The 25900-nt window shown below is 55.7% G+C and carries 27 protein-coding genes; 10 read left to right on the top strand and 17 right to left on the bottom strand.

Annotated elements, in window-relative coordinates; genetic code table 11:
* Nucleotides 1-593 precede the first annotated feature (593 nt).
* From rpmH to mnmE, 5 genes are all read left to right on the top strand, one after another.
* Nucleotides 594-734, top strand: a complete 141-nt coding sequence (gene rpmH / locus CVE23_RS22535) for a 50S ribosomal protein L34 (protein WP_004093983.1) — start codon at nt 594-596, stop codon at nt 732-734.
* Nucleotides 735-752: 18 nt separating this feature from the next.
* A complete protein-coding gene (rnpA, locus tag CVE23_RS22530; protein WP_013320101.1) occupies nt 753-1112 on the top strand; it encodes a ribonuclease P protein component in 360 nt (119 codons plus the stop codon).
* The gene (gene yidD / locus CVE23_RS22525) at nt 1076-1333 is read left to right on the top strand and encodes a membrane protein insertion efficiency factor YidD (protein WP_013320102.1); all 258 of its coding nucleotides are present in this window, start codon (nt 1076-1078) and stop codon (nt 1331-1333) included. The genes rnpA and yidD overlap by 37 nt, the downstream gene beginning before the upstream one ends.
* Nucleotides 1334-1335: 2 nt before the next feature.
* The gene (yidC, locus tag CVE23_RS22520) at nt 1336-2967 is read left to right on the top strand and encodes a membrane protein insertase YidC (RefSeq protein ID WP_100850376.1); all 1632 of its coding nucleotides are present in this window, start codon (nt 1336-1338) and stop codon (nt 2965-2967) included.
* A gap of 115 nt (nt 2968-3082) precedes the next feature.
* A complete protein-coding gene (gene mnmE / locus CVE23_RS22515; RefSeq protein ID WP_100850375.1) occupies nt 3083-4447 on the top strand; it encodes a tRNA uridine-5-carboxymethylaminomethyl(34) synthesis GTPase MnmE in 1365 nt (454 codons plus the stop codon).
* Nucleotides 4448-4481: 34 nt separating this feature from the next.
* Here the strand turns inward: mnmE and CVE23_RS22510 are convergent, their stop codons facing one another.
* The 4 genes from CVE23_RS22510 to CVE23_RS22495 form a co-directional block, all read right to left on the bottom strand.
* Complete coding sequence (locus CVE23_RS22510; RefSeq protein WP_100850374.1) at nt 4482-5801, bottom strand: type II toxin-antitoxin system HipA family toxin; 1320 nt, start codon at nt 5799-5801, stop codon at nt 4482-4484.
* On the bottom strand, nt 5801-6070 hold the full coding sequence (locus tag CVE23_RS22505) for a helix-turn-helix domain-containing protein (protein WP_038669098.1): 270 nt from the start codon (nt 6068-6070) through the stop codon (nt 5801-5803). The genes CVE23_RS22510 and CVE23_RS22505 overlap by 1 nt, the downstream gene beginning before the upstream one ends.
* Before the next feature lie 269 nt (nt 6071-6339).
* Entirely contained in the window at nt 6340-7320 is a 981-nt protein-coding gene (locus CVE23_RS22500) for a GlxA family transcriptional regulator (RefSeq protein ID WP_225622621.1), read from the bottom strand.
* Between the two features lie 19 nt (nt 7321-7339).
* Entirely contained in the window at nt 7340-8113 is a 774-nt protein-coding gene (locus CVE23_RS22495; RefSeq protein WP_100850373.1) for an MBL fold metallo-hydrolase, read from the bottom strand.
* 315 nt (nt 8114-8428) lie between these two features.
* Here CVE23_RS22495 and hppD point away from each other — a divergent pair, with 315 nt between their 5' ends.
* Entirely contained in the window at nt 8429-9514 is a 1086-nt protein-coding gene (gene hppD, locus CVE23_RS22490; RefSeq protein WP_038920707.1) for a 4-hydroxyphenylpyruvate dioxygenase, read from the top strand.
* A 100-nt stretch (nt 9515-9614) separates the two neighbouring features.
* Here hppD and CVE23_RS22485 read toward each other — a convergent pair whose 3' ends face one another.
* Nucleotides 9615-9995, bottom strand: coding sequence for a winged helix-turn-helix transcriptional regulator (locus tag CVE23_RS22485; protein ID WP_100850372.1), 381 nt, complete (start codon nt 9993-9995; stop codon nt 9615-9617).
* A gap of 141 nt (nt 9996-10136) precedes the next feature.
* Here CVE23_RS22485 and CVE23_RS22480 point away from each other — a divergent pair, with 141 nt between their 5' ends.
* On the top strand, nt 10137-10748 hold the full coding sequence (locus CVE23_RS22480) for an NAD(P)-dependent oxidoreductase (RefSeq protein WP_100850371.1): 612 nt from the start codon (nt 10137-10139) through the stop codon (nt 10746-10748).
* Between the two features lie 148 nt (nt 10749-10896).
* On the opposite strand, the gene CVE23_RS22475 is transcribed toward CVE23_RS22480, so the two are convergent.
* Nucleotides 10897-11376: a GNAT family N-acetyltransferase gene (locus CVE23_RS22475; RefSeq protein WP_100850370.1), complete on the bottom strand. Its 480-nt coding sequence runs from the start codon at nt 11374-11376 to the stop codon at nt 10897-10899.
* A gap of 93 nt (nt 11377-11469) precedes the next feature.
* Here CVE23_RS22475 and CVE23_RS22470 point away from each other — a divergent pair, with 93 nt between their 5' ends.
* Nucleotides 11470-12408, top strand: coding sequence for a LysR family transcriptional regulator (locus CVE23_RS22470; protein ID WP_225622620.1), 939 nt, complete (start codon nt 11470-11472; stop codon nt 12406-12408).
* Nucleotides 12409-12450: 42 nt separating this feature from the next.
* Here CVE23_RS22470 and arnF read toward each other — a convergent pair whose 3' ends face one another.
* From arnF to CVE23_RS22420, 10 genes are all read right to left on the bottom strand, one after another.
* Nucleotides 12451-12849 carry a 4-amino-4-deoxy-L-arabinose-phosphoundecaprenol flippase subunit ArnF gene (gene arnF / locus CVE23_RS22465; protein WP_038663947.1) on the bottom strand — a complete coding sequence of 133 codons (399 nt, stop codon included), beginning with the start codon at nt 12847-12849 and terminating at the stop codon, nt 12451-12453.
* Complete coding sequence (arnE, locus tag CVE23_RS22460) at nt 12846-13187, bottom strand: 4-amino-4-deoxy-L-arabinose-phosphoundecaprenol flippase subunit ArnE (RefSeq protein WP_038663951.1); 342 nt, start codon at nt 13185-13187, stop codon at nt 12846-12848. The genes arnF and arnE overlap by 4 nt, the downstream gene beginning before the upstream one ends.
* A complete protein-coding gene (gene arnT / locus CVE23_RS22455; protein ID WP_100850368.1) occupies nt 13184-14842 on the bottom strand; it encodes a lipid IV(A) 4-amino-4-deoxy-L-arabinosyltransferase in 1659 nt (552 codons plus the stop codon). The genes arnE and arnT overlap by 4 nt, the downstream gene beginning before the upstream one ends.
* Nucleotides 14842-15741, bottom strand: a complete 900-nt coding sequence (gene arnD / locus CVE23_RS22450; protein ID WP_038920714.1) for a 4-deoxy-4-formamido-L-arabinose-phosphoundecaprenol deformylase — start codon at nt 15739-15741, stop codon at nt 14842-14844. Before arnD ends, arnT begins: the two co-directional genes overlap by 1 nt.
* Nucleotides 15738-17729: a bifunctional UDP-4-amino-4-deoxy-L-arabinose formyltransferase/UDP-glucuronic acid oxidase ArnA gene (gene arnA, locus CVE23_RS22445; RefSeq protein WP_049855461.1), complete on the bottom strand. Its 1992-nt coding sequence runs from the start codon at nt 17727-17729 to the stop codon at nt 15738-15740. The genes arnD and arnA overlap by 4 nt, the downstream gene beginning before the upstream one ends.
* Entirely contained in the window at nt 17726-18709 is a 984-nt protein-coding gene (gene arnC / locus CVE23_RS22440) for an undecaprenyl-phosphate 4-deoxy-4-formamido-L-arabinose transferase (protein WP_033568171.1), read from the bottom strand. Before arnC ends, arnA begins: the two co-directional genes overlap by 4 nt.
* On the bottom strand, nt 18709-19851 hold the full coding sequence (gene arnB / locus CVE23_RS22435) for a UDP-4-amino-4-deoxy-L-arabinose aminotransferase (RefSeq protein ID WP_038663965.1): 1143 nt from the start codon (nt 19849-19851) through the stop codon (nt 18709-18711). The genes arnC and arnB overlap by 1 nt, the downstream gene beginning before the upstream one ends.
* Nucleotides 19852-20800: 949 nt before the next feature.
* A complete protein-coding gene (locus tag CVE23_RS22430) occupies nt 20801-21460 on the bottom strand; it encodes a DUF799 domain-containing protein (protein ID WP_038920716.1) in 660 nt (219 codons plus the stop codon).
* A gap of 3 nt (nt 21461-21463) precedes the next feature.
* The gene (locus CVE23_RS22425; protein ID WP_100850367.1) at nt 21464-21817 is read right to left on the bottom strand and encodes a DUF4810 domain-containing protein; all 354 of its coding nucleotides are present in this window, start codon (nt 21815-21817) and stop codon (nt 21464-21466) included.
* A gap of 18 nt (nt 21818-21835) precedes the next feature.
* Nucleotides 21836-22507, bottom strand: a complete 672-nt coding sequence (locus tag CVE23_RS22420) for a CsgG/HfaB family protein (RefSeq protein ID WP_038920719.1) — start codon at nt 22505-22507, stop codon at nt 21836-21838.
* 606 nt (nt 22508-23113) lie between these two features.
* Between CVE23_RS22420 and aegA the strand changes: the two genes are divergently transcribed.
* Together aegA and CVE23_RS22410 are read left to right on the top strand one after the other, a co-directional pair.
* Nucleotides 23114-25117, top strand: a complete 2004-nt coding sequence (aegA, locus tag CVE23_RS22415; RefSeq protein ID WP_100850366.1) for a formate-dependent uric acid utilization protein AegA — start codon at nt 23114-23116, stop codon at nt 25115-25117.
* Entirely contained in the window at nt 25114-25647 is a 534-nt protein-coding gene (locus tag CVE23_RS22410; protein WP_038663970.1) for a 4Fe-4S dicluster domain-containing protein, read from the top strand. The genes aegA and CVE23_RS22410 overlap by 4 nt, the downstream gene beginning before the upstream one ends.
* Nucleotides 25648-25677: 30 nt before the next feature.
* Here CVE23_RS22410 and CVE23_RS22825 read toward each other — a convergent pair whose 3' ends face one another.
* Nucleotides 25678-25890, bottom strand: coding sequence for a hypothetical protein (locus tag CVE23_RS22825; RefSeq protein WP_127350766.1), 213 nt, complete (start codon nt 25888-25890; stop codon nt 25678-25680).
* Between the last annotated feature and the right edge of the window lie 10 nt (nt 25891-25900).

The raw sequence follows: 25900 nt of genomic DNA, 5'->3' as shown, positions 1-25900 counted from the left end.
TACGCATGGATAAGGCTGCGCCGGGGTGCGCCGCGCGGAAAGCGGCTTTACCGTGACGATCCCGATCCTGGGATCGCTAGCGGGACGGCGGATCATAACCTAAACCACGCCAGAGATCTCCCCTTTCCACACAGTTTTGATCCTTTTTATCCACAGGCTCTTCTTATAGTATGCGCCAACTCCGGCTTTCCATACGGGCCGTCCGTGCGGTTACCCACAACCCGCCTGTAGATCCCAAAAAGGTCTTAAGCATAAACGTAATCGGGACGATCAGCGGTGATGCGGATCATGATCCCGCCGACAGGATCGCAGGCGGATCCTTGCGCTTTGTCGCAGAGTCCGTATAATTCCCGGCCTGCGCGTAGCGCCTGTTTTCTGTGCTGAGCGGACAGTTTTTGTGCTTAGCAGACGAAAAGTCCGGGACAACCGGAAAGTTTCAGGCGGGTAAAACGCGGATGTTAATTGACTCGGGACTGTACAATTATTACAATCCCGCCTCTTTATTATGCGATAGAGGCGTCGGTCACTTTTCACGCCGAGTAGCCAAACGCGTTTACTGTGAAGTCTTAAATCAAGTTTAGGTAGAAATCGCCATGAAACGCACTTTCCAACCGTCCGTATTGAAGCGTAACCGTAGCCACGGTTTCCGTGCTCGTATGGCCACTAAAAATGGTCGTCAGGTTCTGGCCCGCCGTCGTGCGAAAGGCCGTACTCGTCTGACTGTTTCCAAGTAATAAAAGCTAACCCTTCGAGTGGTTACGCTCGCTTTTCCCAGGGAGTTACGTCTGTTAACTCCCAGCCATTTCTCTTTCGTCTTCCAGCAGCCACAACGGGCCGGTACGCCGCAGATCACTATCCTCGGTCGCCCAAATACGCTGGGACACCCTCGTATTGGTCTTACCGTCGCAAAAAAGCACGTCAGACGGGCTCATGAACGCAACCGCATCAAGCGCCTGACGCGTGAAAGCTTTCGTTTGCACCAGCACGAACTGCCCGCGATGGACTTTGTCGTCATCGCCAAAAAAGGGGTGTCTGAACTGGATAACCGTACGCTAACGGAAGCGTTGGAAAAATTATGGCGCCGTCACTGTCGTTTGGCTCACGCCTGCTGATTGGCCTGATACGCGGGTATCAACGCTTTATCAGTCCGCTACTTGGACCGCACTGCCGCTTTCAGCCGTCGTGCTCCCAATATGGCATTGAAGCAATACGCCGGTTCGGCATGATAAAAGGCAGTTGGTTGACGCTTAAACGCGTATTAAAATGCCACCCTTTGAACCCTGGTGGTGATGATCCCGTACCGCCAAAACCCGACAATAACAGAGAACACTAACGATGGATTCGCAACGCAATCTTCTTCTCATCGCTCTGCTATTCGTAACGTTCATGATCTGGCAGCAGTGGGAAACGGACAAAAATCCACCCGCGGCGACCCAGACCACGCAACAGGCGAATGGCGCTGTAAGCGATGCAGCCAACCAGGGCGTACCTGCCAGCGGTACGGGTAAACTGATCACCGTTAAAACCGACGTGTTGTCGCTGAACATCAACACTCGCGGCGGCGACATTGAAGAAGCCGACCTGCTGGCCTACCCGGCAGAACTGGGCTCCGGCCAGCCGTTCAAACTGCTGGAAACCACCCCGGCCTTTACTTATCAGGCGCAGAGCGGCCTGACCGGCAAAAACGGCCCGGACAACCCGGCCAACGGTTCACGCCCGCTGTACACCGCGCCGGCGGATCGCTTTGAACTGGCCGACGGCCAGAATGAACTGCGGATTCCGTTGACCTACACCGACGCCAACGGCGTTAGCTTCACCAAAACTTTCGTGCTGAAACGCGGCGAATACGCGCTGAACGTGGAATACGGCGTCAATAACGCCAGCGCCCAGCCGCTGGAACTGACCCTGTTCGGCCAGTTGAAACAGTCCATTGATTTGCCGTCGCACCGCGACACCGGCAGCAATAACTTCGCCCTTCACACCTACCGCGGCGCGGCGTTCTCTTCCAGCGACGACAAATATCGCAAATACAGTTTCAGCGATATGAAAGAGAACCTGAACATCAACACGCAGGGCGGCTGGGTCGCCATGCTGCAGCAGTACTTCGCCACCGCCTGGGTACCGGCGGCCGCGGGTAATAACACGTTCTACAGTGCCAATCTGGGCAATGGCTTAGCCGCCATCGGCTTTAAGGCCACGCCGGTTATCGTACAGCCGGGCAGCCAGCAGAGCCTGAACGCCACCCTGTGGGTCGGCCCGGAAATTCAGGATAAGATGGCGACGGTCGCGCCGCATCTGGACCTGACCGTGGATTACGGCTGGCTGTGGTTCATCTCCCAGCCGCTGTTCAAACTGCTGAAGTTCCTGCACGGCTTTATCGGCAACTGGGGCTTCTCGATCATCGCCATCACCTTTATCGTGCGCGGCATCATGTACCCGCTGACCAAAGCGCAGTACACCTCGATGGCGAAAATGCGCATGCTGCAGCCGAAACTGCAGGCGATGCGCGAGCGTATCGGCGACGATAAACAGCGCATGAGTCAGGAAATGATGGCGTTGTACAAGGCTGAGAAAGTGAATCCGCTGGGCGGCTGCTTCCCGCTGCTGATCCAGATGCCGATCTTCCTGGCGTTGTACTACATGCTGATGGGCTCGGTGGAGCTGCGTCACGCGCCGTTCGCGCTGTGGATTCATGACCTGTCGGCGCAGGACCCGTACTACGTGCTGCCGATCCTGATGGGTCTGACCATGTTCTTCATTCAGAAGATGTCGCCGACTACCGTTACCGACCCGATGCAACAGAAGATCATGACCTACATGCCGGTGATCTTCACCGTGTTCTTCCTGTGGTTCCCGTCGGGTCTGGTGCTGTACTATATCGTCAGCAACCTGGTGACCATCGCCCAGCAGCAGCTGATTTATCGCGGGCTGGAAAAACGCGGCCTGCATAGCCGCGAGAAGAAATAACCGGTTGATTGCCCAATCAATCTCACTATAAGGCGGTCACTGACCGCCTTATTTTTTATATAAATACGATCCCATAACAGCGCCTGAAAGCAGGCGAGAATGTAGAGAGAACACCATGAGCCATACCGACACCATCGTTGCCCAAGCCACCCCGCCGGGACGCGGCGGCGTAGGTATTCTGCGCATCTCCGGCCGGCAAGCCTCGGCAGTCGCACAGGCGGTGCTGGGCAAGCTGCCCAAACCGCGTTACGCCGATTATCTGCCTTTCCATGACGCCGACGGTAGCGTGCTCGACCAGGGGATTGCCCTGTGGTTTCCCGGTCCGAACTCCTTTACCGGCGAAGACGTGCTGGAGCTGCAGGGGCACGGCGGCCCGGTGATTCTCGATCTGCTGCTCAGACGAGTAGTGGCGCTGCCTGACGTGCGCATCGCCCGTCCCGGCGAGTTCTCCGAACGGGCGTTTCTGAATGACAAACTGGATCTGGCGCAGGCCGAGGCAATTGCCGACCTGATCGACGCCAGCTCCGAGCAGGCGGCCCGTTCCGCCGTCAACTCGCTGCAGGGCGTGTTTTCCACCCGCATCCACCAATTAGTGGAAGCACTTACTCACCTGCGAATCTATGTGGAAGCCGCAATTGATTTTCCCGATGAAGAAATCGACTTCCTCTCCGACGGCAAAATCGAAGCCATGCTCAACGACGTGATCGGCGATCTTGGCGCGGTACGCGCCGAAGCGCGTCAGGGCAGCCTGCTGCGCGAAGGCATGAAAGTGGTGATAGCCGGCCGGCCGAATGCCGGTAAATCCAGCCTGCTGAATGCACTGGCCGGGCGCGACGCCGCCATCGTCACCGATATCGCCGGCACCACCCGCGATGTGCTGCGCGAACATATTCACATCGACGGCATGCCGCTGCATATCATCGACACCGCCGGGCTGCGCGACGCCAGCGATGAGGTGGAACGCATCGGCATCGAGCGCGCCTGGCAGGAAATCGAACAGGCGGACCGGGTGTTGTTCATGGTGGACGGCACCACCACCGACGCGGTGGAACCGGCGGCTATCTGGCCGGAATTTATGGCGAGATTACCGAAAACATTGCCCATTACCGTGGTGCGCAACAAAGCGGATGTCACCGGCGAACCGCTGAGCATTGAAGATGTGAATACTTACTCACTTATCCGCCTCTCCGCCCGCACCGGCAATGGCGTAGACCTGTTGCGCGACCATCTTAAGCAAAGCATGGGTTTTACCAGCAACACCGAAGGGGGCTTTCTGGCCCGCCGCCGCCACTTACAGGCACTGGAGCAAGCGGCGCAGCATCTGCAACAAGGGCATGAACAATTGGTCGGCGCCTACGCCGGCGAACTACTGGCCGAAGAACTGCGGCTGGCCCAGCAGGCGTTGAGCGAAATCACCGGCGAATTCACCTCCGATGACCTGCTGGGACGGATTTTTTCCAGTTTTTGTATTGGGAAATAGCAGCCCCACACGTAGAGAGAAACCCACCGGGTGCCTATTCCCACCCGGTCATTAATCGCCTTGCCCTGGCCTGCATACCTTCGAGAATCGCATCACGAATAGGTGCAGGAAAATCCGCAGGCAGCTGATTTCTGACGTTCACCACAACAGCATCCATCGATTGCGCAAACTCCGTCAGAATACTCTCCATCGATTCTCTGGCAAATCCAACTGCCTGCGCCGTTTGGAAAAAGTGGCGTGGGAAGATCTGCTCAATCGCATATTTCTTGCCTCTTGAGCCAGTCAATCCCATCGCCAGTTTGGCCTCTCTACGGTCAATTCCCCGCCCGCCCATCGCCGGGTACATCGAGAGAATGTCATAGAAAGGCGTGAGACGATATCGTCCCTCAGATTCAATAAACAGGGAAAAATTTTTCGCATGCCCATCTGTTGCGGCTAATAGCCAAAACAGCACCTGAGTCTTCATGAAGCTATAACGATCCTTTTCTGGATCAACCGCACCCAATAGATACGACATAATGGCGGAAATACCCGGCCCACCGTGATTTTCGTATTTCCGTGCGGAAGGAACGTTTAATACCTGGCAAAAATCCTCCTGCGGCAACCGCATAATCCAACGACCATCCGAAGCGTATTTACGATCAAAACGTTCTACCGCCAGCGCTTTTATCTTGCCTGCTGTGATCATAAAACAGTGCGGTACCTGCAGCCCAAACGCCTTGGCCACGAGCATGCACAGATACTCATTCTCAACGCTGTCAGACATATCAATTGAGTAAGAATGACTCTCGATTTTACCAATCGGTAGCTTGATGATGTGGGTAGTTGGTGTGGTATTGAAGGGCAAACACCAGTGATCCCCCAGATAGAGCAGCGCCGTCTTTTCCTGTGCACCAGCAATAGAGATACGAAAATCATCTTCTGCATCAATCATCCCCAGTGGCGCATCGGCCAGGTATCCCGCCAGTATGTTTTCAAGCTGTTGTTCGGATAAAGTTTTGTATTCGATCTGTTTTATATCGCCAACAGGTGTACCCTGCGGCACCAATTGCAACGCCCCGACACTGTCCTGCCCCACTTTAGCCAGCAGGTCAAACGGTTGGGTAGAATCTGCGTTATGTCTGGCGACAATCCGTCTTCTGATATCCGGGTTATCCGGCAATAAATTGTCGAAGAAATTATAAACTTCATTACCTTGATAGGGCTGATGGCGTAGCGGCATCGAGAGCGAGATGGGGCGGCTCCCCGGCAACACAAGCCAGTTCTCATCATAGGAAAAATGATGAGCGCCGCTACCCGTTTTGGTCAACGTCCCCACTCGATAGCCGTTCATGTAAACATCGAGCGCAGCCATTACCATTCTTCCTTCCAGGATGATGTTGCAGCAGAAGCCTCGTTATTGGCGGCATTTGCGTTTCTGGGAGTAATCGTAAGTTCTAAATTCAATGCCGACAGGATTTTAAAGAATGTTTCCAGCTTGGTGGAATCAGGGTGTTGTTCGAAGCTGGATACCGTGTCCTGGCGAATACCCACTTTACTGGCTACTTTTCCTTGTGAAAGCTTCTGCGTGATACGAACATCTTTCAGATAGCTGCTAAGCTGTTTGCTGTTGGTGACCTTCATCATTTTATCCTACCGGCTGTAGGCGGTAGGATAAATATTACACGCTTTAGCAGGTAAAACAATGATTACACGCTATAGGCGTTAATCGTATAATTACCTGCTGTAGCGTGTAATAAGGATATGGGCAATATGAGGTAAACGCCATAATAAATCCTTCCTCTCCCCGCCTCAAAGAACAATAATTTCATTGTTTTATAAAGAAATTTCATTTTCTATATTGGAAAATAACCCCACAACCAATCGAAGGCTACCGAAAACCTGATGCCGTATCATCCCCCCAGAAACGTCCGGCGCCACTCGCCGGGCGTCACGTTGAACTGACGGCGGAAGTGCTGGCGCAAGGATGTGGCGGTACCGAAGCCGACCTGCTCTGCAATGGCGTCGATCGACAGCGTAGTGGACTCCAGCAACGTCTGGCTTTGTTGCAGGCGCTCCGCCATCAGCCACTCGCCGACTGACATGCCGGTGGCCTTGTGAAACTGTCGGGTGAACGTGCGGCGGCTCATTAGCGTCCGACGCGCCAGTTCATCAAGGTGATGGGGCTGGTCGAGGCGGCTTCTCAGGTAGTCCAGCAGCGCGTTGATTCTGGCATCCTGCGTGGATACCGGCACCGGCCGCTCGATGAACTGTGCCTGGCCGCCTTCCCGATGCGGGGGGATCACTATTCTTCTGGCGACTTTGTTGGCGATCGCGCTGCCGTGGTACTTCCTGACTAGATGCAGGCAACAATCCAGCCCGGCTGCCGTGCCCGCCGAGGTAATCAGCCGCTCGTCCTCCACGTACAGCGCGTGAGTATCCAGATGGACATCGGGAAAACGCTGCTGAAAATCCTGCGCGAGTTCCCAGTGCGTCGCCGCCTTGCGCTGCGTGAGCAGCCCGGCCCACGCCAGCACATAGGTGCCCAGGCACAATCCGACCAGCAGGCTGCCGCGCGCATAGGCCGCCGCCAACGCCGCCAGCAGCGCCGGATTCGGCATCTCCTGCGGGTTACGCCAGTAGGGCACCACGACGATATCGGCCTCCGCCAGCGCGTCCAGCCCGAACGGGGTATCAACCTGCAACCCCTGTGCGGAACGCAGCACGCCCTCTTCGCCGGCGCAAATTCGCAGCCTGAACAGCGGCTGCCCCGGCAGCACATCGCCGAAAATCATGCAGGGCACCGATAAATGAAAAGGGCTGAACTGATTGCAGGCCACCACCGCGACCGACGGAATATGCATGCTCACGTCTTGTTCCTCCTGCTTCGTCATCACCCGTTCCAGATACCCGTTACAGCATACAGGACTCGCCATCCGCCGGGATCAACACCTGAGGCGCCACGCCGTTTTGCTGCAGAAATTCACGTAAGGCCGCACGGCTTAGCGCCGAATGATTAACCGCTTCCATGTGGCTGGCGATGAGAGTCGCATTAGGCGCGTGTTGCGCCACAGCCAGCACATCCTGCTGGTTCATGATGATCGACCCCAGCCCGACGATTTGCGCATCGCCGCAATTGAGAACAATGACCTCCGGCGCATAACGACGCAGGTTTTCAGCCACATCTGCATTCCAGACCGTATCGCCTGCCAGATACAGCGTTTTTTCCTGCGGGTGACGGAACACCACGCCGCACACGTCGCCCAGCCTGTCGTGCAACGCGTCCATAATCGCGTCGCTGCCATGCTGACCCGGCGTTTTGATCAGCGTGATATCGCCAAATGCGCTCTGTTCGGTCAACAGGCGAACATCGCCGAACCCGGCGGCCCGGATCATTTCCCGGTCTTGCGCGTGCTGGACAAATATCGGTAATGATTTGGGCAGGTGGATTTTAGCCGCATCATCCCAGTGATCGAGATGGGTGTGGGTGACAATCACCGCATCCACACCGGCAAACAGGTTCTCCAGCGTGACCGGCAGGTCCACCAACGGGTTACGCAAGTGGCTGTTCAGCGTGCCTTCGAAACCGGGATAGGCGCCTTTTTCGGCCAGCATCGGGTCGATGAGAAAAATTTTACCGGCAAAGCTGATTTTCAGCGTGGCGTTTCTGATCTGGGTAATATTCATGATGATGTTCCCTGGTCTTAAGCATATTGCGGATGGCCGTCATTGTGCTCGGAAAACCATACGCCCGGCAGCGGCCCGAAGGTCATTTATCGATACATTCGGGCCAAATTGCGCCTTCAACGAACCGCAGTTCGCCGGCGACCAGCCAATATCGCCATCAATAAATATTAATAAACGGAATTACTTTATATTTATCTATTAAATTTATAATAAGAAAAACTTGTTATCCTAAAATGAACGATCACGCTATATTCATTATTGAAAACCCGCCATCGGTTTATTTTATTCATCTCCTTTAAGGACAAAGGAACTAATATGAATGAGTTATTAACCAACCCGCTAGAATTGAATGGATTCGCTTTTATCGAATTTGTTACCGACGCTCCGGAAACACTCTCGGCGTTATTTATTTCTTTAGGATTTACACGTGTAGCGCACCATCGCCACCGCGATATTTCACTCTTTCGACAGAACGACATCAATTTTCTTCTTAATAATACCGCTACCGGTTTTCCGCAAACTTTTCTGCAGGAACACGGCGCAGGCGCCTGCGGTATCGGGTTTTACGTCAGGGATGCCGCTCAGGCTTATGAGCAGGCAATCCTGTCCGGCGCCAGACCGGCAGACTTGCCCGCCAGTCCGGGGGAAATCATGGTGCCGGCGATCGAAGGTATTGGCGGTTCGAAAATCTACTTCATCGAGAAATATCACACGGACATAGATATTTTCGATATCGATTTTACGTTTATTCACGGCGTGGAAAGAAAGCCGAAAGGATTCGGGCTGCATACCCTTGATCACCTAACCAATAATGTCTATCAGGGCAGAATGAATTACTGGTCTGAATTCTATAGCCGAATATTTAATTTTCAGCAAATTCGTTATTTTGACATTGCCGGCGAATATACCGGATTGCACTCCAAAGCCATGATGGCGCCGGACGGTAAAATCCGTATTCCGCTGAACGAAGAGGCGGAAGGCAGCAACGGACAGATTCAGGAATTCCTGCGCCGCTTTAATGGCGAAGGGATCCAGCATATTGCGATGCAAACCGACGATATTCTGACCACGCTCGATCGGTTGCGTCAGGCGGGTTTACCGCTGATGACCGCACCGTCCGAGACCTACTACCAGATGGTGGAAGAGCGCCTGCCCGGCCACGGCCGTGATATCGCCGCCCTGCAGACGCGCGGCATTCTGATCGACGGCAATACCCGTAACGGGCAGAAAAAACTGCTGCTGCAAATTTTCTCGGAAACCCTGATCGGCCCACTGTTTTTTGAATTTATCGAACGGGATGGCGACGACGGTTTTGGCGAAGGCAACTTCAAGGCGCTGTTTGAATCCATGGAGCGCGATCAGCTGGCGCGCGGGGAAATCAAGGCCACAGGGGCCGCATAGCGCTTATCGGCACGGCCTTGTGTGGACAAGGCCGTTTCACCGATTGAATGCAGACGGCATTACCGAGGCTGACACCTAGTCATGAGTTAACTTCAGGTGATTACCCATTTTTTTGCTCATAGGTTTTGCGCGCCTCGCAAATGGTACGGTGATGCGCATCCGCCCACTGCACCAGCGTCTTCATCGGCTGCAGAAAAGAGCGCCCAAGCTCGGTGAGCTGGTATTCCACCCGCGGCGGCACCTCGGCATAAAGCGTACGCCGGACAAATCCGTCCTTCTCCAGTAATTTCAATGTTTTGGAGAGCATTTGCTTGGAAATATCGCCAATACGACGCATCAGTTCATTAAAACGCAACGTGCCATCACTCAGGGTTTCCAGCACCAACAGGCTCCACTGATCGCCAATGCGATCCAGCACATCGCGTATCGGACAAGCCTGTTCAAAAACAAAAACATCTTTTTCAGCAACGGTTTTCGGCATCGCACACTCCACAATGGTCAGCTTGCAGTGACCAGATAACAAACGGGTGACTTCTTGCGCGGCGATCGGGCTTTGCGCATAATCCTTCCAATGGTCTACATATTAGACCTTTCCCTTAATGAAGACTATAAGGAATGGAACATGGCTCATATTGCACTTATCGGCGCGTCCGGCAACGCGGGTTCACAGATTCTAAAAGAGCTGTCTGAACGCGGTCATCAGATAACCGCGATTGCCCGTCATCCGGAAAAAATCGCCGCGCTGCCCGGCGTCACCGCCAGACAAGGGGATGTGTTTGATGCGGCAGGACTGACGGCGCTGCTGGCAGGCCACGATGCGGTCATCAGCTCCGTTCATTTTACCAGCAGCGATCCGCAGATTCTGATCGACGCCGTGCGCGCCGCGGGTGTGAAACGCTATCTGGTGGTCGGCGGGGCGGGCAGCCTGTTAGTCGCGCCGGGCCAGCGTCTGGTGGATCAGCCGGGCTTCCCGGAGGCTTACAAGGCAGAAGCCACCAAGGGCGCCGATTTTCTCGACCTGCTGAAAACCGTCACCGATCTGGACTGGACCTTCCTGTCGCCGTCCATGATGTTCGTTCCCGGTGAACGTACCGGCACATTCCGCCTCGGCCAAGACGATCTGCTGACCAATGAGCAAGGCAGCAGTATCTCGTTTGCGGATTACGCCATTGCGCTGGTGGATGAAGTAGAAAAACCGCAGCACATTCGCCAGCGTTTCACCGTTGGCTACTGAGTCACACCCGATGTGACGGGGATTGGTTTCCTGTGTCCAGGCTTTATCCCTTTTCCCTCTGCAGGCTGCGGGTTTTCCGCAGCCTGTCTTTTATCGCAACGTGTTCTTTTACCGCCGCCTGTTTTTCTACCGTCACAAATAACCCGGTCTATTCCTGCGCCGCCTGTCGCAGGCTGTCACCTTCCAGTCGGTAACGGATCCACTCGTTTTGCGGCGCGGCGCCCAGGCTGTCGTAGAAATCGATAGCAGGCTGGTTCCAGTCCAGCACGCTCCACTCCAGCCTTCCGCAACCGCGTTCAACCGCCAGACGAGCGATGTATTTCAGCAGCGCCTTACCGGCGCCCTGACCGCGATAATGCGGCGATACGTACAGATCTTCCAGATAAATGCCGTCGCGTCCCAGCCAGGTGGAGTAGCTGGTGAAGAACACCGCAAACCCGATCGGCTCGCCGTTCCATTCGCAAATCAGCGCTTCGGTGGATGCGCCTTCGCCGAACAGCGTTTGCTCGATTTCCTGCTGGTTGGTCTTCACCTCGTGCAACGCTTTCTCGTACTCAGCCAGTTCACGAATGAAATTCAGGATGGTGGCGGAGTCCTGCCGCGTCGCCCAACGGATATGTAAGGTCATAAGAAGATCTCTGTGATTGATTCGTCAGGCTGCCAGCTTAATCGCCAGGTTATAATGCATGAAGTGCAATATTATCAATTCATGGTGAATATTATGCATCCTCAGTTACGGCGCCTCGACCTCAATCTGTTGCTGGTTTTTGACGCCATCTTCCGGCATCAGTCGGTCACCCGCGCCGCCGCTGAGCTCGCCATGAGCAACTCGGCGTTAAGCCATGCACTGAGCCGGCTACGCAAGACGCTGAATGACGAACTGTTTTACCGTTCCGGTCAGGAAATGCGGCCGACGGTCTTCGCGCAAAAGCTGGCCGCCACCATTGGCGACGGGCTGCGTTTGCTGGAACAGGGATTCAGCCTGCGCCCCGGTTTTGACCCTGCCAGCAGCCATGAATCCTTTACGTTTTCGGTCACCGACTATACGGCGTTTTGCGTTTTTCCAGCATTAACCGCCGCGCTCCAGTCGCTGGCGCCCCACCTGCAATTTCAATTGATTCACAGCGATCAGAAAGTCGCCTTTGAGGAACTGCTGGCCGGCCGCGTCGATTTCGCCCTCGGTTTTACCGAATTCGCTGACCACATGCATGAAGACATTCATGACATTGACTGGATGGAGGATGATTACGTGGCGATCACGGCAACCCGGTTTAGAGACAATCTGACGCCGCTATCGCTGGAAGAGTACCTGAACGCCCGTCATCTGGTGATTACGCCCTGGAATGAAATGCGCGGCGCCATCGACTACGAACTGGATAAACTGGGCAAACAGCGCACCATCGCGCTGCGGATGCCGTCGTTGCTGGCAGCGCCTGCTATTATCGGGCAAAGCAACCTGCTGATGACGCTGCCGCGCTTTGCCGCCGGCCACCTTGCCGCGCTCACCGACTGCGCGCTCCATGAACTACCGTTCCCGGTGCCGCCTTACCGCGTCAAAATCTATTACCACCAGCGCCATCAGCGGCGAGCGGCCGATCGCTGGCTGGCGGCGCAGATTAAGCAGCTGGCGCCGCTTTCCCGGCCAGCCGCGTCGGCGTAATTTGCAGGTAACGTGCGCGTCACAAGAAGGGCGACGCGAATATCAGGACTCTTCGTCCAGATGCGAAGCCTGTCGGCTGCACACCAGCCATACGCCGGCAATAATCAGCGCGATCGCCAGCAGTTTGCCGGTGCTGAAGGTATCGGGAAAAATCGGCAGCGCCACCGCCAGCCCCCACACCAGCACGTAACTGAGGCTCAGCAGTGGGTAAGCCCGGCTTAACGGCAAAAAACGCAGGGCGTTAAACCAGCTCAGCATTGAGAAAGCATACGCCGCCAGCCCGACCAGTACCGCGGCGGCGGCGACCGGCAACACCAGCATGGCGAACATAAACGGCAGCGGTTCCGTCAGCGAGGGCAGTTGGGACATCCCCCATTTCATCGACAATTGTGCTGCGCTGACCAGCAACACACTCAGCAGCGCCCATCCATAGCCTTTCACGCGATCCCTCCCATCAAGATTACACCGACAACAATCAGCACAATACCCACCGACTGACGCAGACTAATGGCCTCCCGCCACAGCCAGCGCGCCGCCAACGCCACCAGAATAAAATTCAGGCTCAGCATCGGATACGCCACGCTCACCGCCACCCGCTGCAACACCGCCAGCCATAGCACCATCGCCAGCCCCAGCAACAACAGGCTTATTCCCATCCACAACAGAATATGGGCGCGATGTGAACGGCCGCCGCTCTGCCAGCTGGCGGCCTGTTTCTGACTAAGCTGACCGGCGCAGGTCAACAAACTGACCAGCAGAATCAGCAGATAATTGGTCATTGCTGACGATACCACAATAAGGCGACTCGCCCTCGCCGGTCAGTGTAATCCGCCGGCGGCACGCCGGTGATCGGATCAGTCGCCGAAGAGAATATCAGCACCAGCGAGACATTGCCTTCACGGCGATGCGCCGCCAGCCAGTCGGCAAACTCGCTGGCAGGTACCATGCGACTGGCGCTGTCCGGGTACGACAAGCCGTACTCCAGCTCACCCTGATTATCGTACATCAGAATATCGCCGCGTTTTTGTTCCCAGGCAACCGCAGAGGCTACACCAACGCTGTTCGCCAGAATGTAACGGCTCTGCGACAGGTGGGATTCAACCTCGGTCGTGCGCAGGAACCACTGCGGATGCTTGCTCTCCATCACCCGTTGCGGAATCGCCATGCCAATCAACAGGGCGATGCCCAGCGGACAGACCGCCGCCCAGTGCCAGCGAGCCGCCGAATGACGCAACGTCCACCATCCGACCAGTCCCCAGAACAGGAACGCCACGACGCCCAGCGCCACTTTGACGGTTTCCTGCGGCTGATAGAGTGGGCGATGCGACAGCCCCCACGGCGCCAGCACCAACACCACGATCAGCGCGCACAGCAGGCCAAACGCCAGGTTGATCCAGCCGTTGAGGGTCAGCAAACGCGGGCTCAGCAAGGTAGTGGCGCGTCTGGCCATCAGGATCGCCAACGGCGCGAAACAGGGCAGAATGTAAGTAGGCAACTTGCCTTTGGCGATGCTGAAAAACAGGAACGGCATCACCACCCAGCCCAGCAGGTAGAACGCGCCGTTCTCCTGACGTCGCTCACGCCAGCTCTGTAGCAGTGACGACGGCAGCAACGCCAGCCACGGCAGCACCCCGGCGATCAACACCGGCAGGTAGTACCAGAACGGCGCTTTGTGCTGAGCATTCGCGGAATCGGCGAAGCGTTGAATATGTTCGACCCAGAAGAAATAGTGCCAGAAATCCGGCTCCTGACGCGCCACCGCCAGCGCCCACGGCAACGACACCGCCACCGCGCTGACAATCGCCAGCGGGCCGTACAGCAGCACCTCTTTCCAGCGCCGCTCCAGCGTGACCCACGGCAGCACCGCAATCACCGGCACCGCCAGCGCCAGAAAGCCCTTGGTCATGAAGCCCATGCCGCACACCACGCCCAGCAGCAAATAGCCGCCGATTTTACTGCTGCGGGTGGTGGCCTGCGCCGCTCCCCAGAAGCTGCACATCGCCGCCGCCAGCCACAGGGTGACGATAGGATCGAGCACCGCATAGGTGCCGATACCGTACACCAGCAGGCAACTCAGATAGATGGCCGCCGCCAGCAGCGAAGTACGCCGTTGTTGCCACAACCGCTGCGTCAGCCAGTAAATCAGCGCCGCCGTCAGCAAAATGGAGAACACCGAACCGGCGCGCACGCCGGCGTTGTTGTCGCCCAGCAGCCACTGGCCGATGTTATTCACCCAGTAACCGGCGATCGGCTTTTCAAAATAGCGAATCCCCAGAAAATGCGGGGTAATCCAGTTGCCGCCCGCCAGCATTTCCCGGCTGATTTCCGCGTAGCGGGTTTCGTCCGGTTGCCATAACAGGCGGCCATTGAGAGGAATAAAATAGTAGAGTAGCAACAACACCAGCCACAGCGTTGTCTGACGTGCGTATTTCATCAGGCCGCCTCCACGGTCTGCTGACATCCCAACCAGCCATCGCGTCCGGCGAGGGAACCCCGCACCACGCGCCCGACCGGCAATGTATCCGGATCGTCCGGCAGCAATTCGCTCAGCGGACAAAAGCGAATGCCTTCCTGCTCCGCCAGCGCCAGTAGTTCGCCGAACTGATCGCTCATCACAATGCCTTCCACTTCGGCATGAATGGTATAGACCGGCGTACCCTGATCCTGACGGATTTTATCCAAAATATAGCGATTGAAATCGGCGGCGCTGGTTTCCCGGCCGACGGCTTCATCCCAGGTGGGCAACGTGACCGGGATCTGTACCGTACCGGTGCTGCCGTCGTTGAGCAGCGGGCGGAACGGCGCGGTGCCGCGGCAGTCGCTGTTGTAGCGAAAGCCAAACTGCTGTTTGGCTTCCACCGCGGTTTGATCCGCGCGCCAGCCCGCTACCGCCGAACACGCTACCGGCTCGCCGGTAATCGACTGCAACGCCTCGTAGGCCAGCCGGATCTGTTGTTCCATTTTGGCCTGATCCCACACCCCGGCCCAGGTTTGCCAGGCGAAGTGATCCCAGGCGTGCAGCCCGACTTCGTGCTGCCGGGACGCCGCGCGGATCGGCTCCGGCAAGCCGCGGCCGATCACCCGGCCCGGCCAGGCGGTGCCCGCCAGCAGGATGTCCCAGCCATACAGCGATGCTGCGCGCGAGCGCAGCATCTTCCACAAAAACACCGGTCGAATCAGGCGCCACAAATGGCGCCCCATGTTGTCGGGCCCGACGCTGAAGAAAAAGCTGGCCCGGACGCCATAGACGTCCAGCAACTCCAGCAGGCGGGGCACCCCCACCCGCGTGCCGCGCCAGGTATCAACGTCGATCCGTAACCCTACTTTTCTCATTCGCTGTCCTGACTGAATCGGCCGGTTTCAACGGTCTGGAGGAAGAAGTCCAGCGTTTCCGCCACGGTTTTTTCCATCTCGATGGTCGGCTGCCAGTGCAACAGGCGTTTGGCGTTGCGGATGCTGGGCTTACGGTGCTCCACATCCTGATAGCCTTTGCCGTAGTAGCTGCTGCTTTCCACTTCGCGGAAACCGGCGAACGGCGGGAACTGATTACGCAGCGGATGCTTCTCAAAGCTCTCCAGCAGCTGTTCCGCCAGTTGACGAATGCTGGCTTCGTTGTCCGGGTTGCCGATGTTGATGATCTGGCCGTCGCACACGCCGTCTTTATTCTCGATGATGCGGAACAGCGCTTCGATACCGTCTTTGATGTCGGTAAAGCAACGTTTCTGACGACCGCCGTCAACCAGCTTGATCGGCGAGCCTTCCACCAGGTTCAGAATCAGCTGGGTGATGGCGCGGGAGCTGCCGATACGCGCGGCGTTCAGGTTATCCAGACGCGGCCCCATCCAGTTGAACGGACGGAACAGAGTGAAACGCAGCCCTTCTTTTTCGCCGTAAGCCCAGATCACGCGGTCCAGCAGCTGTTTGGATACCGAGTAAATCCAGCGCTGTTTGTTGATCGGCCCAACGATCAGGTTGGAGTTGTCTTCGTCGAACACCGGGTCGGTACACATGCCGTACACCTCGGAGGTGGACGGGAAAATGATGCGTTTTTTGTACTTCACGCAGTCGCGGATGGTTTTCAGGTTTTCTTCGAAATCCAGCTCGAATACGCGCAGCGGGTTACGGGTGTACTCGATCGGGGTGGCGATCGCCACCAGCGGCAGCACCACGTCGCATTTCTTGATGTGGTACTCGATCCACTCGGAATGAATACTGATGTCCCCTTCCACAAAGTGGAAACGCGGGTTGCCGAGGAAACGTTCGATAGCATCGGAACTGATATCCAGACCGAACACTTCGTAGTTGTCTTCCTGCAGCAGGCGCTCGGTCAGGTGGTTGCCGATAAAACCGTTCACCCCGAGGATCAGCACACGGGTACGACGCTTCACACTCACCACCGGCGAGTTGTTGAGGATAGCGCCGGTCACCAGACCCAGGCTCTGGGCCAGTTGTGCGCCTTGCAGATAAATACCGTTGTCGCCCTGGCCGGTGACGATCTCCAGCGCGTCGCTGCCGCAGGCAACCACCAGCGGCGAGGTGCTCAGCACGGTGCCCGGTCTGGCGGCGGCGAAATCAGTACGCACCTTCGCCTGCCAGATAATGAACTTCGTCGTGCCGACAAAGCTGAACGCGCCCGGCCACGGCTCGGTCACCGCACGCACCAGGTTATACAGGGTACGCGCCGGCTTCTGCCATTCGATACGCCCGTCTTCCGGGGTACGACGACCCACGTAAGTGGCCTGGCTCTCATCCTGCGGAATATCATTCGCTTTACCGGCAGCGATAGCGGGCAGGTTGTCTTTCAGCAACAGCTCGGCGACATCACGCAGCTTGCGGTGCAGGCTCAGCGCGGTATCGCTCTCGTCGATCGCCACACGCTGCTGCGCCACGATGTTGCCGGCATCGGCGCGCGCCACCATGCGGTGCAGGGTCACGCCGGTTTCGGTTTCGCCGTTGACCAGCGCCCAGTTCAGCGGCGCCCGGCCGCGATAGCGCGGCAGCAGCGAACCATGCAGGTTGTAGGCGCCGTGCGCCGCGCTCTGCAGAATGGCGTCGCTCAGCAGGTGACGGTAGTAGAAGGAGAAAATGACGTCCGGCGACATGGCGGCGATGCGTTCCACCCACAGCGGGTGGTTAACGTCTTCCGGCGCGAATACCGGGATGCCCAGCTCCGCCGCGGTGCGGGCTACCGATCCAAAGAACTGATTTTCCGCCGGGTTATCCGCGTGGGTAAACACCGCTTCCACGGTATAGCCTGCTGCCACCAACGCGCGGAGTCCCACGCAACCGAAATCATGATAGGCAAAAACAACAGCTTTCATTCTTCATTGTCCTGTTCAGAAAATCGTGGATCATTGCCAACAATACGTTGAATAAAATAACGGGGACGGGCGCGGACATCGTTGTAGATTCGTCCGATATATTCCCCCAATAGCCCCATACCGACGAACTGGGCGCCGATAAAAGAGAACAACACGGCGAACAGCGTAAACACCCCGTCCGCCGCCCAGGCCGCGCCGAAAAACAGACGCAGCAGGATCAGCAACAGCGCCAGCGTGAAACCGGAGAGCGCAATCACGCTGCCCACCACGCTCAGCAAACGCAGCGGCGTAGTGGTCAGGCAGGTCACCAGGTCGTACATCAGGTTAATAAGCTTCATGAAGCTGTATTTGGAATCGCCAAACTCGCGCTCGGAGTGGCGCACCATAATTTCAGTGGTGCGGCGGGCAAACGTATTGGCGAGGATCGGGATAAAAGTGCTGCGCTCGTGGCAGTGCAGCATGGCGTCGATGATATGGCGGCGATAGGCGCGCAGCATACAGCCGTAATCGTTCATGGCCTTGCCGGTGGTGCGCTGAATCAGGTGGTTGATCATGCGCGAAGCGGTTTTACGAAACACACTGTCCTGACGATTTTCGCGGATGGTGCCCACCACGTCATACCCTTGATCCGCCGTGTCCACCAGCCGGGGAATTTCTTCCGGCGGGTTTTGCAGGTCGGCATCCAGCGTGATGATCAGATCGCCGGACACATGGCTGAACCCGGCCATGATCGCCGAATGCTGCCCGTAATTGCGGTTAAGAATCACCGCTACCACATGGCTGCCCGGCGCCTGCGCCGCCTCGGTCAGCAACGCGGCCGAGTTGTCGCTGCTGCCGTCGTCCACCAGCAGAATTTCATAATCACGGTTCATTTGATCACAGGCGGCGGTGGTACGACGAATCAGCTCCGGCAGGCTCTCCTGCTCGTTGAAAACCGGAATCACCACCGAGACTTTATTGATTGCTTCCATGTCCGACATCAGCGTTTCCCCGCCAGCTCAGTTAACGCATCCACCACTCTGTCCACATCCTCGTCGCGCATATCCGGGAACAACGGTAGAGAGCAGATTCGGGCCGAGTTCCAGTCGGTATTCGGCAGGTGCAGGTTGGTGAAACGTTCACGATAGTATTTCTGGGTATGGGCGGCGCGGAAATGCAGACCGGTGCCGATGTTGCGTTCTTTTAACGCCTGCATCAGACCATCGCGATCGATGCCGCAACGCGCTTCATCCACCCGGATGATAAACAGGTGCCAGGCGTGCTGGTGCGGCCATGACGGCAGCGTCAGCGGCTGGAACGGCAAAGCGGCCAGTTTTTGCAGATAACGCTGCGCCAGCGCTTCGCGGCGCGCATTGTTGGCGGCCAGTTTTTCCAGTTGCACCAGCGCAATGGCGGCGCTAATGTCCGGCAGGTTGTACTTGAAGCCCGGCGAAACCACTTCCGCCTGCGGCGCGCGCCCCTGCACCATGCGGTCGAACGCGTCTACCGCCAGACCGTGGAATTTCAGACTGCGAATGCGGTTGGCCAGCTCGTCGTCGTCCGTCACCACCAGACCGCCTTCAGCGCAGGTCATGTTTTTGATGGCGTGGAAGGAGAAAATCGCCGTGCCCTCGCCGCCGACGTGGCGACCGCGGTAGTAGGTGCCAGCGGCGTGAGCGGCATCCTCAATCACTGGAATGCCGTGACGGCGGCCGATGTCACGAATAGCGTCGATATCTGCCGGCGCGCCGGCGTAGTGAACCGGAATAATGGCTTTGGTGCGGGGAGTAATGGCCGCTTCTATCGCTTCCGGCGTCACCATCAGATTATCGCGGTCCACATCCACCATCACGGGCTCGGCGCCCAGCAGCACAATCATATTCAGGGTGGAAACCCAGGTGAGCGACGGCGTGATCACTTCATCGCCTGCGCCAATTCCCAGCGCCATCAGGGTGACGTGCATACCACCGGTCGCAGAGCTGACCGCAATGGCGTGCTTCGCGCCCGTCAGCACGGCAAACTGTTGCTCCAGTTCATGATTTTTGGGGCCAGTGGTAATCCATCCGGAACGAAGAACCTGCCCGACCGCGGCAAGTTCTTCCTCACCTAACGCGGGGCGTGAGAAAGGTAGAAAATCAGCCATGTAAAAATTCACTCTCAGGTTAAATCGATGATTATTGGTGTGGCGAGATAAATCTTCATACCCGTCATCCTTCAAGTCGCAGATGCGTTGGCTTCATTACGCAGCCCATCATGGGCCTCGCCCAGCGGAGCCGCGGCAAACCGCGCTCAACTCTGCTCCCGGCGGCGTTGCCACTCGCACCAGTCACTTACTCATGTAAGCTCCTGAAGATTCATCCGATTGCCGCCTTGCTGCAACTCGAATTATTTTGGGTATATACACTCTGGTAACATCGCCGTCCCGCCATCGGAATCGGATCTGGGGATAAGTACGTCAGGGAAAACCGCTCCTTAGTCCTTGCGAAGGATAAGTAGAAAAGCAATTAATGACAGTAATATGACCATCAATAATGTTGTTCATCCGACCATTGGCAGACGAGCATAACGAAGATTTCTTAGCTGAATATTAAGACGCTTCTTTTTAGCTGATGTTCAATCCGCGAGAAGAGTAGCAAGCTATGTTTAAACCCATCATCAATAAAATGGTGTTCAACTGCAAACATTCATCCATCCTCAACCGTATATAAACACACGAAAAATAAGATCTTTTTCGTGACGAGAATCACACTGACATCAAAACAACAAAAGAATTACGATTTCTTGCAATATTATTAAAAATTATCAATGCGGAAATAAATCTTATTCATAAAAACTACTTATCTTGCTATGAAATAGTGCGCGGATATAACAGCGCTTTTTCGTCCACCGCTAGCTCGCCGTCCATCCCACTTTTCTCTCATATTCTTTAATTATCATCAACAAAGCATAGTAAGGTTTTCTGATATGGCAACAGGGTTGCTGGTCATTTAGGGGTACAATTAAGAGAGGAAACGTTATGCATAAAAAGTAAAAAAACCGCCCATGCTGCCATGGACGGTTTTCTCAGTTATCAGTTCGGGAAAATAATATAATTACTTAGCTTCTTTCCCGTACATCGGTGAACGCGGGCCATATAGCAGGGAAGAAGGACCACCGGCCGTCAACAGACGTACACTGGTGATACCCGCAATATCATGGCCTTTATCGGTAATGGTATTGGCAATCTGTGCAACGGCAGCCTGAACCAGCAGACCGACAATGCCGTTGTTAGAATTCGACTGCTGTTCACTGGTGGAGGCGGTCGCACTGCCTTTCCATAGCTCCTTACCATTGCGCAAATCCACCAAGCGCGCACTAGCTGTAACACGGGTTTCACTATTTATGACCATGTATTTTGAGCCATAGTCAGTGATATCAAGATACAGAGCCGCATCTGCTCCGAAAATCTGGTGCAGCTTCGCTACGCTAACTGCATGAATATCCTGAGCAGTTGTCAGACCATTCTGTTTAAAGGTTTCGTCAGTCACGGCAACAGGCAACACGTAGTACCCTGATTCTGCTAACGGGTACGTCACCTGGCTAAGAAAGCTGGTCCCAGCTTTCACATCCGGAGAGTGGTTCAGCGGCGGCAATACCAGAATAGTTCTCGGTTTGCTCTGCTTGAAAGCAGTATAATCATAAGGTTGTGGCTTGGCACAGCCAGTAAGAACCAGCACACCCATCAGACTGATTAATGCTAAAAAACGGTTCATTGCTTATTTTCCTTTGTTCTTGCTCAACAGAAAGTCCATGAAAGGGGCGGATTCGGGGAATAATGATTTTTCCGTCTCGAACTGCTGACGAGCATCCACACCGCGGCCTGTTTTGGCATACAGCAGACCTAATTGAGCATGCAATCCTGGGGGCACCGGTTTGTTTTGTGATTTAGCAACTTCTACTGACTTCTGCAAAGAAGCAATCTGCTCTTCAGGGCTGTTTTTATCCTGCTGATAATATTGATAAAGTGTAGTCTGATAATTATCCCAGCTATAGATGGTCTTCGGTGCTGAAGCACACCCTGCCAGTAAAGTTACGGCCAACAACAGCGCTGTCTTTTTATTGAATAACATTATTATTTTCCCATTCCTTTAATTCGATGGACGCCATGCGCCGCTTTCAATGCCTGCAACCAGGTTGTTAACCGCTTCACGAATCGCCAAATCCAGTACTTTGCCATTCAGCGTCGAATCATAACTGGCGGTGCCACCGAACCCGACAATCTCACGATTTGATAGCGCATATTCACCGGCACCCTGAACGGAATACACCACCTCGGATGTCTGAACATTCACGATATTCAGTGTGGTCTTGGCATAGGCGATCTGTGATTTGCCTCTACCCAGAATTCCCCACAGTTGCTGATCGCCGACTTCCTTGCGACCAAACTCAGTTACATCCCCTGTCACAACGTAATTGGCGCCTTTTAATGTCTGCGCCTGGCCTTTAATACCAGCTTCCGTTTTCAGCTCGTCCATGTTGGTGCGATCCAACACATTAAAGCGGCCGGTTTGTTGTAAATGGCTGACAAGAATGGTTTTAGCCTGATTCCCCAGACGGTCTACGCCATCGGAGAAAATGCCGTTCATATAGTTGGAGCGGTTTTCAAATTTCCCAACCGAAATAGGGCTGCGGACGCCTTGATAAGGCGTGCTGTAGGACACAACTTTAGGAGTTTCCACGGTACGTGAAGATTCTGTGGCACATCCGCCCAGCAGGGTGGCGGTAATGACCATAGAACAAAAAACGACCTTTTTATTCATAGACCAATCCCTTATTCAATTTATTGTTATACCGGTCAGCGTTTCCCATGAATGAGGTAGATGCCTGATAACGCCAGCATCCAGCCAACGGCGGGAACCATTATGCTTAACGTTAAGATAAGTAACCACATATTTCACATCCAAAACTAAATTAAATATCCTGAAAAAACATAAAGATTCTCACGATCCTTTTTCGATTAATAAAATTTTCACCATGTATTGCTATATCTGGCTGCATTTTTATCTTTTTTGATAACTGCATGAAAAATTTTGGTTATTTTTACCCCACATTATCTGTTCTATATCAAGATTCATGCCGACCCGAGTCGCTAGGATAAACCCCAATAACTGAGGGGATCGTTATTTTTTCTCCTGACGAGACAGGTACCAGGCCCCTTCCAGAATCACTTTCTAAGTGACCCGCTCAGGCTGGTTTCGTCACCTTTTGCCTGCCCGGCCGGCAGCTCCGGCGTAACGCAGCCTGTAATCGCAACAGACACCCCGCATTGATTAAGTGAGCACACACTTACTTAATTTGATGAAGGCATGCCTGAAAATGACCGGCGGGTCATACGCACACCCATGCTGTACATGTCGGGAGAGGATATGAATCAGTTTGTTATCGCAAATGCGAAGGATTGTATCGGCTGTAATGCCTGCGAGATTGCCTGCGTGATTTCCCATAATCACGGGCGTTATCCGGAAAACAGGGACGATTTTCACCCCCGGATCAGGGTGTTTCATCAGGGAGAACAACATACCGCGGTGACCTGCCGCCATTGTGAAGATTCTCCTTGCGCGAAAGTGTGCCCCACGCAGGCGCTGATCAGAAAGCAGGATGGCATTCAACTGGTTGCCGAAAAGTGCATCGGTTGTAAAACCTGCGTGCTGGCGTGCCCGTTCGGCGCCATTACTGTCGAAAGCCAGCCACAGGGTGCTACCGCCCATAAATGCGACCTCTGCATTGGGCGTCCGCAAGGACAGGCCTGTGTGGAAGCCTGCCCCACTCAGGCGCTTCATCTGGTAAGTGAACGCTCACTAGAAGAACAGCGCCGCACGAAGCAACTGCGGATGGCGCAAACCGCCATTCCCGGCACGCCGCGCGCGGTTCCTACCTTTACCGAGATAGCGCGTAGCCCGCTGGACAAGCGTAAAAACTGGCCGCGCCGGGATGCGGTAAAAAAACCGCTGGAAGAACGGGTAAGCACGTTTAACGAGATTTATCACGGCTTCAACGCCGAACAAACCCTCGATCAGGCCAACCGTTGCCTGCACTGCGGCCAGCACGCCGTCTGCGAATGGACCTGCCCGCTGCACAATAATATCCCCGAGCTGCTGCAACTGGTGCAGAAAGGGCGCATTCTCGACGCCGTCGAACTGTCGCACCGCACCAGCAGCCTACCGGAGATTTGCGGCCGGGTCTGCCCGCAGGATCGGTTATGCGAAGGCGCCTGCACGCTGGGTAGAGGTTACGGCGCCGTGACCGTGGGCAACATTGAGCGCTATATCACCGATACCGCGATGAGCATGGGCTGGCAGCCCGACCTGAGCCGGGTCAAACCCACCGGCAAGCGGGCGGCCATCATCGGCGCCGGGCCGGCCGGGCTGGCCTGCGCCGATGTACTGGCGCGGCACGGCGTACAGGCGGTGGTGTTTGACAGGCATCCTGAAATCGGCGGGCTGCTGACATTCGGCATTCCGGCCTTCAAGCTGGACAAGTCAGTGCTGACCCGGCGTCGGGAAATATTCAGCGCCATGGGGATCGAGTTTCGGCTTAATACCGAAGTGGGAACCGATATCGGCATGACGCAGTTGCTGGCGGAGTTTGACACCGTATTCCTCGGCGTCGGCACCTACCGTTCGATGAAAGCCGGGCTGGAAAATGAAGACGCTCCCGGCGTGTACGACGCGCTGCCGTTCCTGATCGCCAATACCAAGCGGGTAATGGGATTACCTGAACTGCCCGACGAACCTTACGTGTCGATGCAGGGTAAGCGGGTGCTGGTGCTGGGCGGCGGCGATACCGCCATGGACTGCCTGCGCACCTCGATTCGTCAGGGCGCGGCGTCGGTCACCTGCGCCTATCGTCGTGATGAAGCCAACATGCCGGGCTCGCGTAAGGAAGTGAAAAACTCCCGTGAAGAAGGCGTGGAATTTCTGTTCAACGTTCAGCCGCTCAAGATCTGCCTGGATAATGACGGGGAAGTGTGCGGAATCAGCCTGATACGAACCGAAATGGGTGAACCGGACGCCAGCGGACGCCGCCGGCCGAAACCGGTGCCCGGCTCTGAATTCGTTCAGCCGGCGGACGCAGTGATCACCGCGTTCGGTTTCCAGACGCACAGCATGCCGTGGCTGCAGGACGCCCATATCGAGCAGGATCGCTGGGGCCACATTACGACCACGCAATCCGGTAACCGACACCCCTGCCAGACCAACCATCCTCAGGTATTCGCCGGTGGGGATGTGGTGCGCGGCGCCGATCTGGTGGTCACCGCCATCGCCGATGGCCGCAAGGCGGCACAAGGCATGCTGCGGGTGATGGGGCTGGAGAGTCAGGACATGTCGCTACCGGTCGACACGGTGGTTCAGCAGGAGAATCGGCCATGAATCAGTTTGTGATTGCGGACGCCGCCAAATGCATTGGTTGCCGCACCTGTGAAATCGCCTGTGCCGTCGCCCACGCGGGCGGGAACCAACAAAAATTGCATAAATCGCATTTTTTTCCGCGCCTTAAAGTAATTAAAAATGCTAACGTGAGCACGCCCGTGCTGTGCCATCAGTGTGAAAACGCACCGTGCGCCAGCGTCTGCCCGCACGATGCGCTGGTGCAGCATCAAGACAGCATTCAGGTCATCTCGTCGCGGTGTATTGGCTGCAAAAGTTGCGTCATCGCCTGCCCGTTCGGCGCCATCAATGTGGTGTCGCGGTCATCCGATGACGAGACGCCTGCCCCATCGCTATCAGGCAGTGAAGTCCATAAATGCGATCTTTGCATCGGCGTCGCCGACAGCCCGTCCTGTGTGCGCGTGTGCCCAACGTCGGCGCTGACGCTGGTAACGACGCAGGCGCTGGCCGAACGGGTTCTTGAAAAACAGCAACGTTCCGCATGGCATCACGCGGATATCCATTTGCGCTGATGCCTTTTTGCCCGTGATGCCAGGATGCGTTCACGGGCAAGCGGCGCAGGCCGTGTCGCCGCGCCCTATTGACATGATGTGATGTAAGCCCGATTTTGGTTTCAAATAAAATAAAATCAGTTTTAATAAAATGTGCTTTTTGACGTATTCTGCTCGGACATAGATAATTATCGCCGATTTATCCGCCAGTTTCTCTTTGGCACAGATATTTGTCTGACCATTTGCGTCGGAAATGAACTTCACAGAGCAGTCA

Source organism: Dickeya fangzhongdai (assembly GCF_002812485.1).
Taxonomy (GTDB): Bacteria; Pseudomonadota; Gammaproteobacteria; order Enterobacterales; family Enterobacteriaceae; genus Dickeya; species Dickeya fangzhongdai.
The sequence above is the reverse complement of the archived record's forward strand: the minus strand, read 5'-3'. Positions and strand labels throughout refer to the sequence as shown.

What these genes read in the sequence shown, in the direction of transcription:
- rpmH (WP_004093983.1), top strand. Translation starts at nt 594, where the DNA reads ATGAAACGCACTTTCCAACCGTCCGTATTGAAGCGTAACCGTAGCCAC.
- yidD (WP_013320102.1), top strand. Translation starts at nt 1,076, where the DNA reads ATGGCGCCGTCACTGTCGTTTGGCTCACGCCTGCTGATTGGCCTGATA.
- yidC (WP_100850376.1), top strand. Translation starts at nt 1,336, where the DNA reads ATGGATTCGCAACGCAATCTTCTTCTCATCGCTCTGCTATTCGTAACG.
- mnmE (WP_100850375.1), top strand. Translation starts at nt 3,083, where the DNA reads ATGAGCCATACCGACACCATCGTTGCCCAAGCCACCCCGCCGGGACGC.
- CVE23_RS22510 (WP_100850374.1), bottom strand. Translation starts at nt 5,801, where the DNA reads ATGGCTGCGCTCGATGTTTACATGAACGGCTATCGAGTGGGGACGTTG.
- CVE23_RS22505 (WP_038669098.1), bottom strand. Translation starts at nt 6,070, where the DNA reads ATGAAGGTCACCAACAGCAAACAGCTTAGCAGCTATCTGAAAGATGTT.
- CVE23_RS22500 (WP_225622621.1), bottom strand. Translation starts at nt 7,320, where the DNA reads ATGACGAAGCAGGAGGAACAAGACGTGAGCATGCATATTCCGTCGGTC.
- CVE23_RS22495 (WP_100850373.1), bottom strand. Translation starts at nt 8,113, where the DNA reads ATGAATATTACCCAGATCAGAAACGCCACGCTGAAAATCAGCTTTGCC.
- hppD (WP_038920707.1), top strand. Translation starts at nt 8,429, where the DNA reads ATGAATGAGTTATTAACCAACCCGCTAGAATTGAATGGATTCGCTTTT.
- CVE23_RS22485 (WP_100850372.1), bottom strand. Translation starts at nt 9,995, where the DNA reads ATGCCGAAAACCGTTGCTGAAAAAGATGTTTTTGTTTTTGAACAGGCT.
- CVE23_RS22480 (WP_100850371.1), top strand. Translation starts at nt 10,137, where the DNA reads ATGGCTCATATTGCACTTATCGGCGCGTCCGGCAACGCGGGTTCACAG.
- CVE23_RS22475 (WP_100850370.1), bottom strand. Translation starts at nt 11,376, where the DNA reads ATGACCTTACATATCCGTTGGGCGACGCGGCAGGACTCCGCCACCATC.
- CVE23_RS22470 (WP_225622620.1), top strand. Translation starts at nt 11,470, where the DNA reads ATGCATCCTCAGTTACGGCGCCTCGACCTCAATCTGTTGCTGGTTTTT.
- arnE (WP_038663951.1), bottom strand. Translation starts at nt 13,187, where the DNA reads ATGACCAATTATCTGCTGATTCTGCTGGTCAGTTTGTTGACCTGCGCC.
- arnT (WP_100850368.1), bottom strand. Translation starts at nt 14,842, where the DNA reads ATGAAATACGCACGTCAGACAACGCTGTGGCTGGTGTTGTTGCTACTC.
- arnD (WP_038920714.1), bottom strand. Translation starts at nt 15,741, where the DNA reads ATGAGAAAAGTAGGGTTACGGATCGACGTTGATACCTGGCGCGGCACG.
- arnA (WP_049855461.1), bottom strand. Translation starts at nt 17,729, where the DNA reads ATGAAAGCTGTTGTTTTTGCCTATCATGATTTCGGTTGCGTGGGACTC.
- arnC (WP_033568171.1), bottom strand. Translation starts at nt 18,709, where the DNA reads ATGTCGGACATGGAAGCAATCAATAAAGTCTCGGTGGTGATTCCGGTT.
- arnB (WP_038663965.1), bottom strand. Translation starts at nt 19,851, where the DNA reads ATGGCTGATTTTCTACCTTTCTCACGCCCCGCGTTAGGTGAGGAAGAA.
- CVE23_RS22430 (WP_038920716.1), bottom strand. Translation starts at nt 21,460, where the DNA reads ATGAACCGTTTTTTAGCATTAATCAGTCTGATGGGTGTGCTGGTTCTT.
- CVE23_RS22425 (WP_100850367.1), bottom strand. Translation starts at nt 21,817, where the DNA reads ATGTTATTCAATAAAAAGACAGCGCTGTTGTTGGCCGTAACTTTACTG.
- CVE23_RS22420 (WP_038920719.1), bottom strand. Translation starts at nt 22,507, where the DNA reads ATGAATAAAAAGGTCGTTTTTTGTTCTATGGTCATTACCGCCACCCTG.
- aegA (WP_100850366.1), top strand. Translation starts at nt 23,114, where the DNA reads ATGAATCAGTTTGTTATCGCAAATGCGAAGGATTGTATCGGCTGTAAT.
- CVE23_RS22410 (WP_038663970.1), top strand. Translation starts at nt 25,114, where the DNA reads ATGAATCAGTTTGTGATTGCGGACGCCGCCAAATGCATTGGTTGCCGC.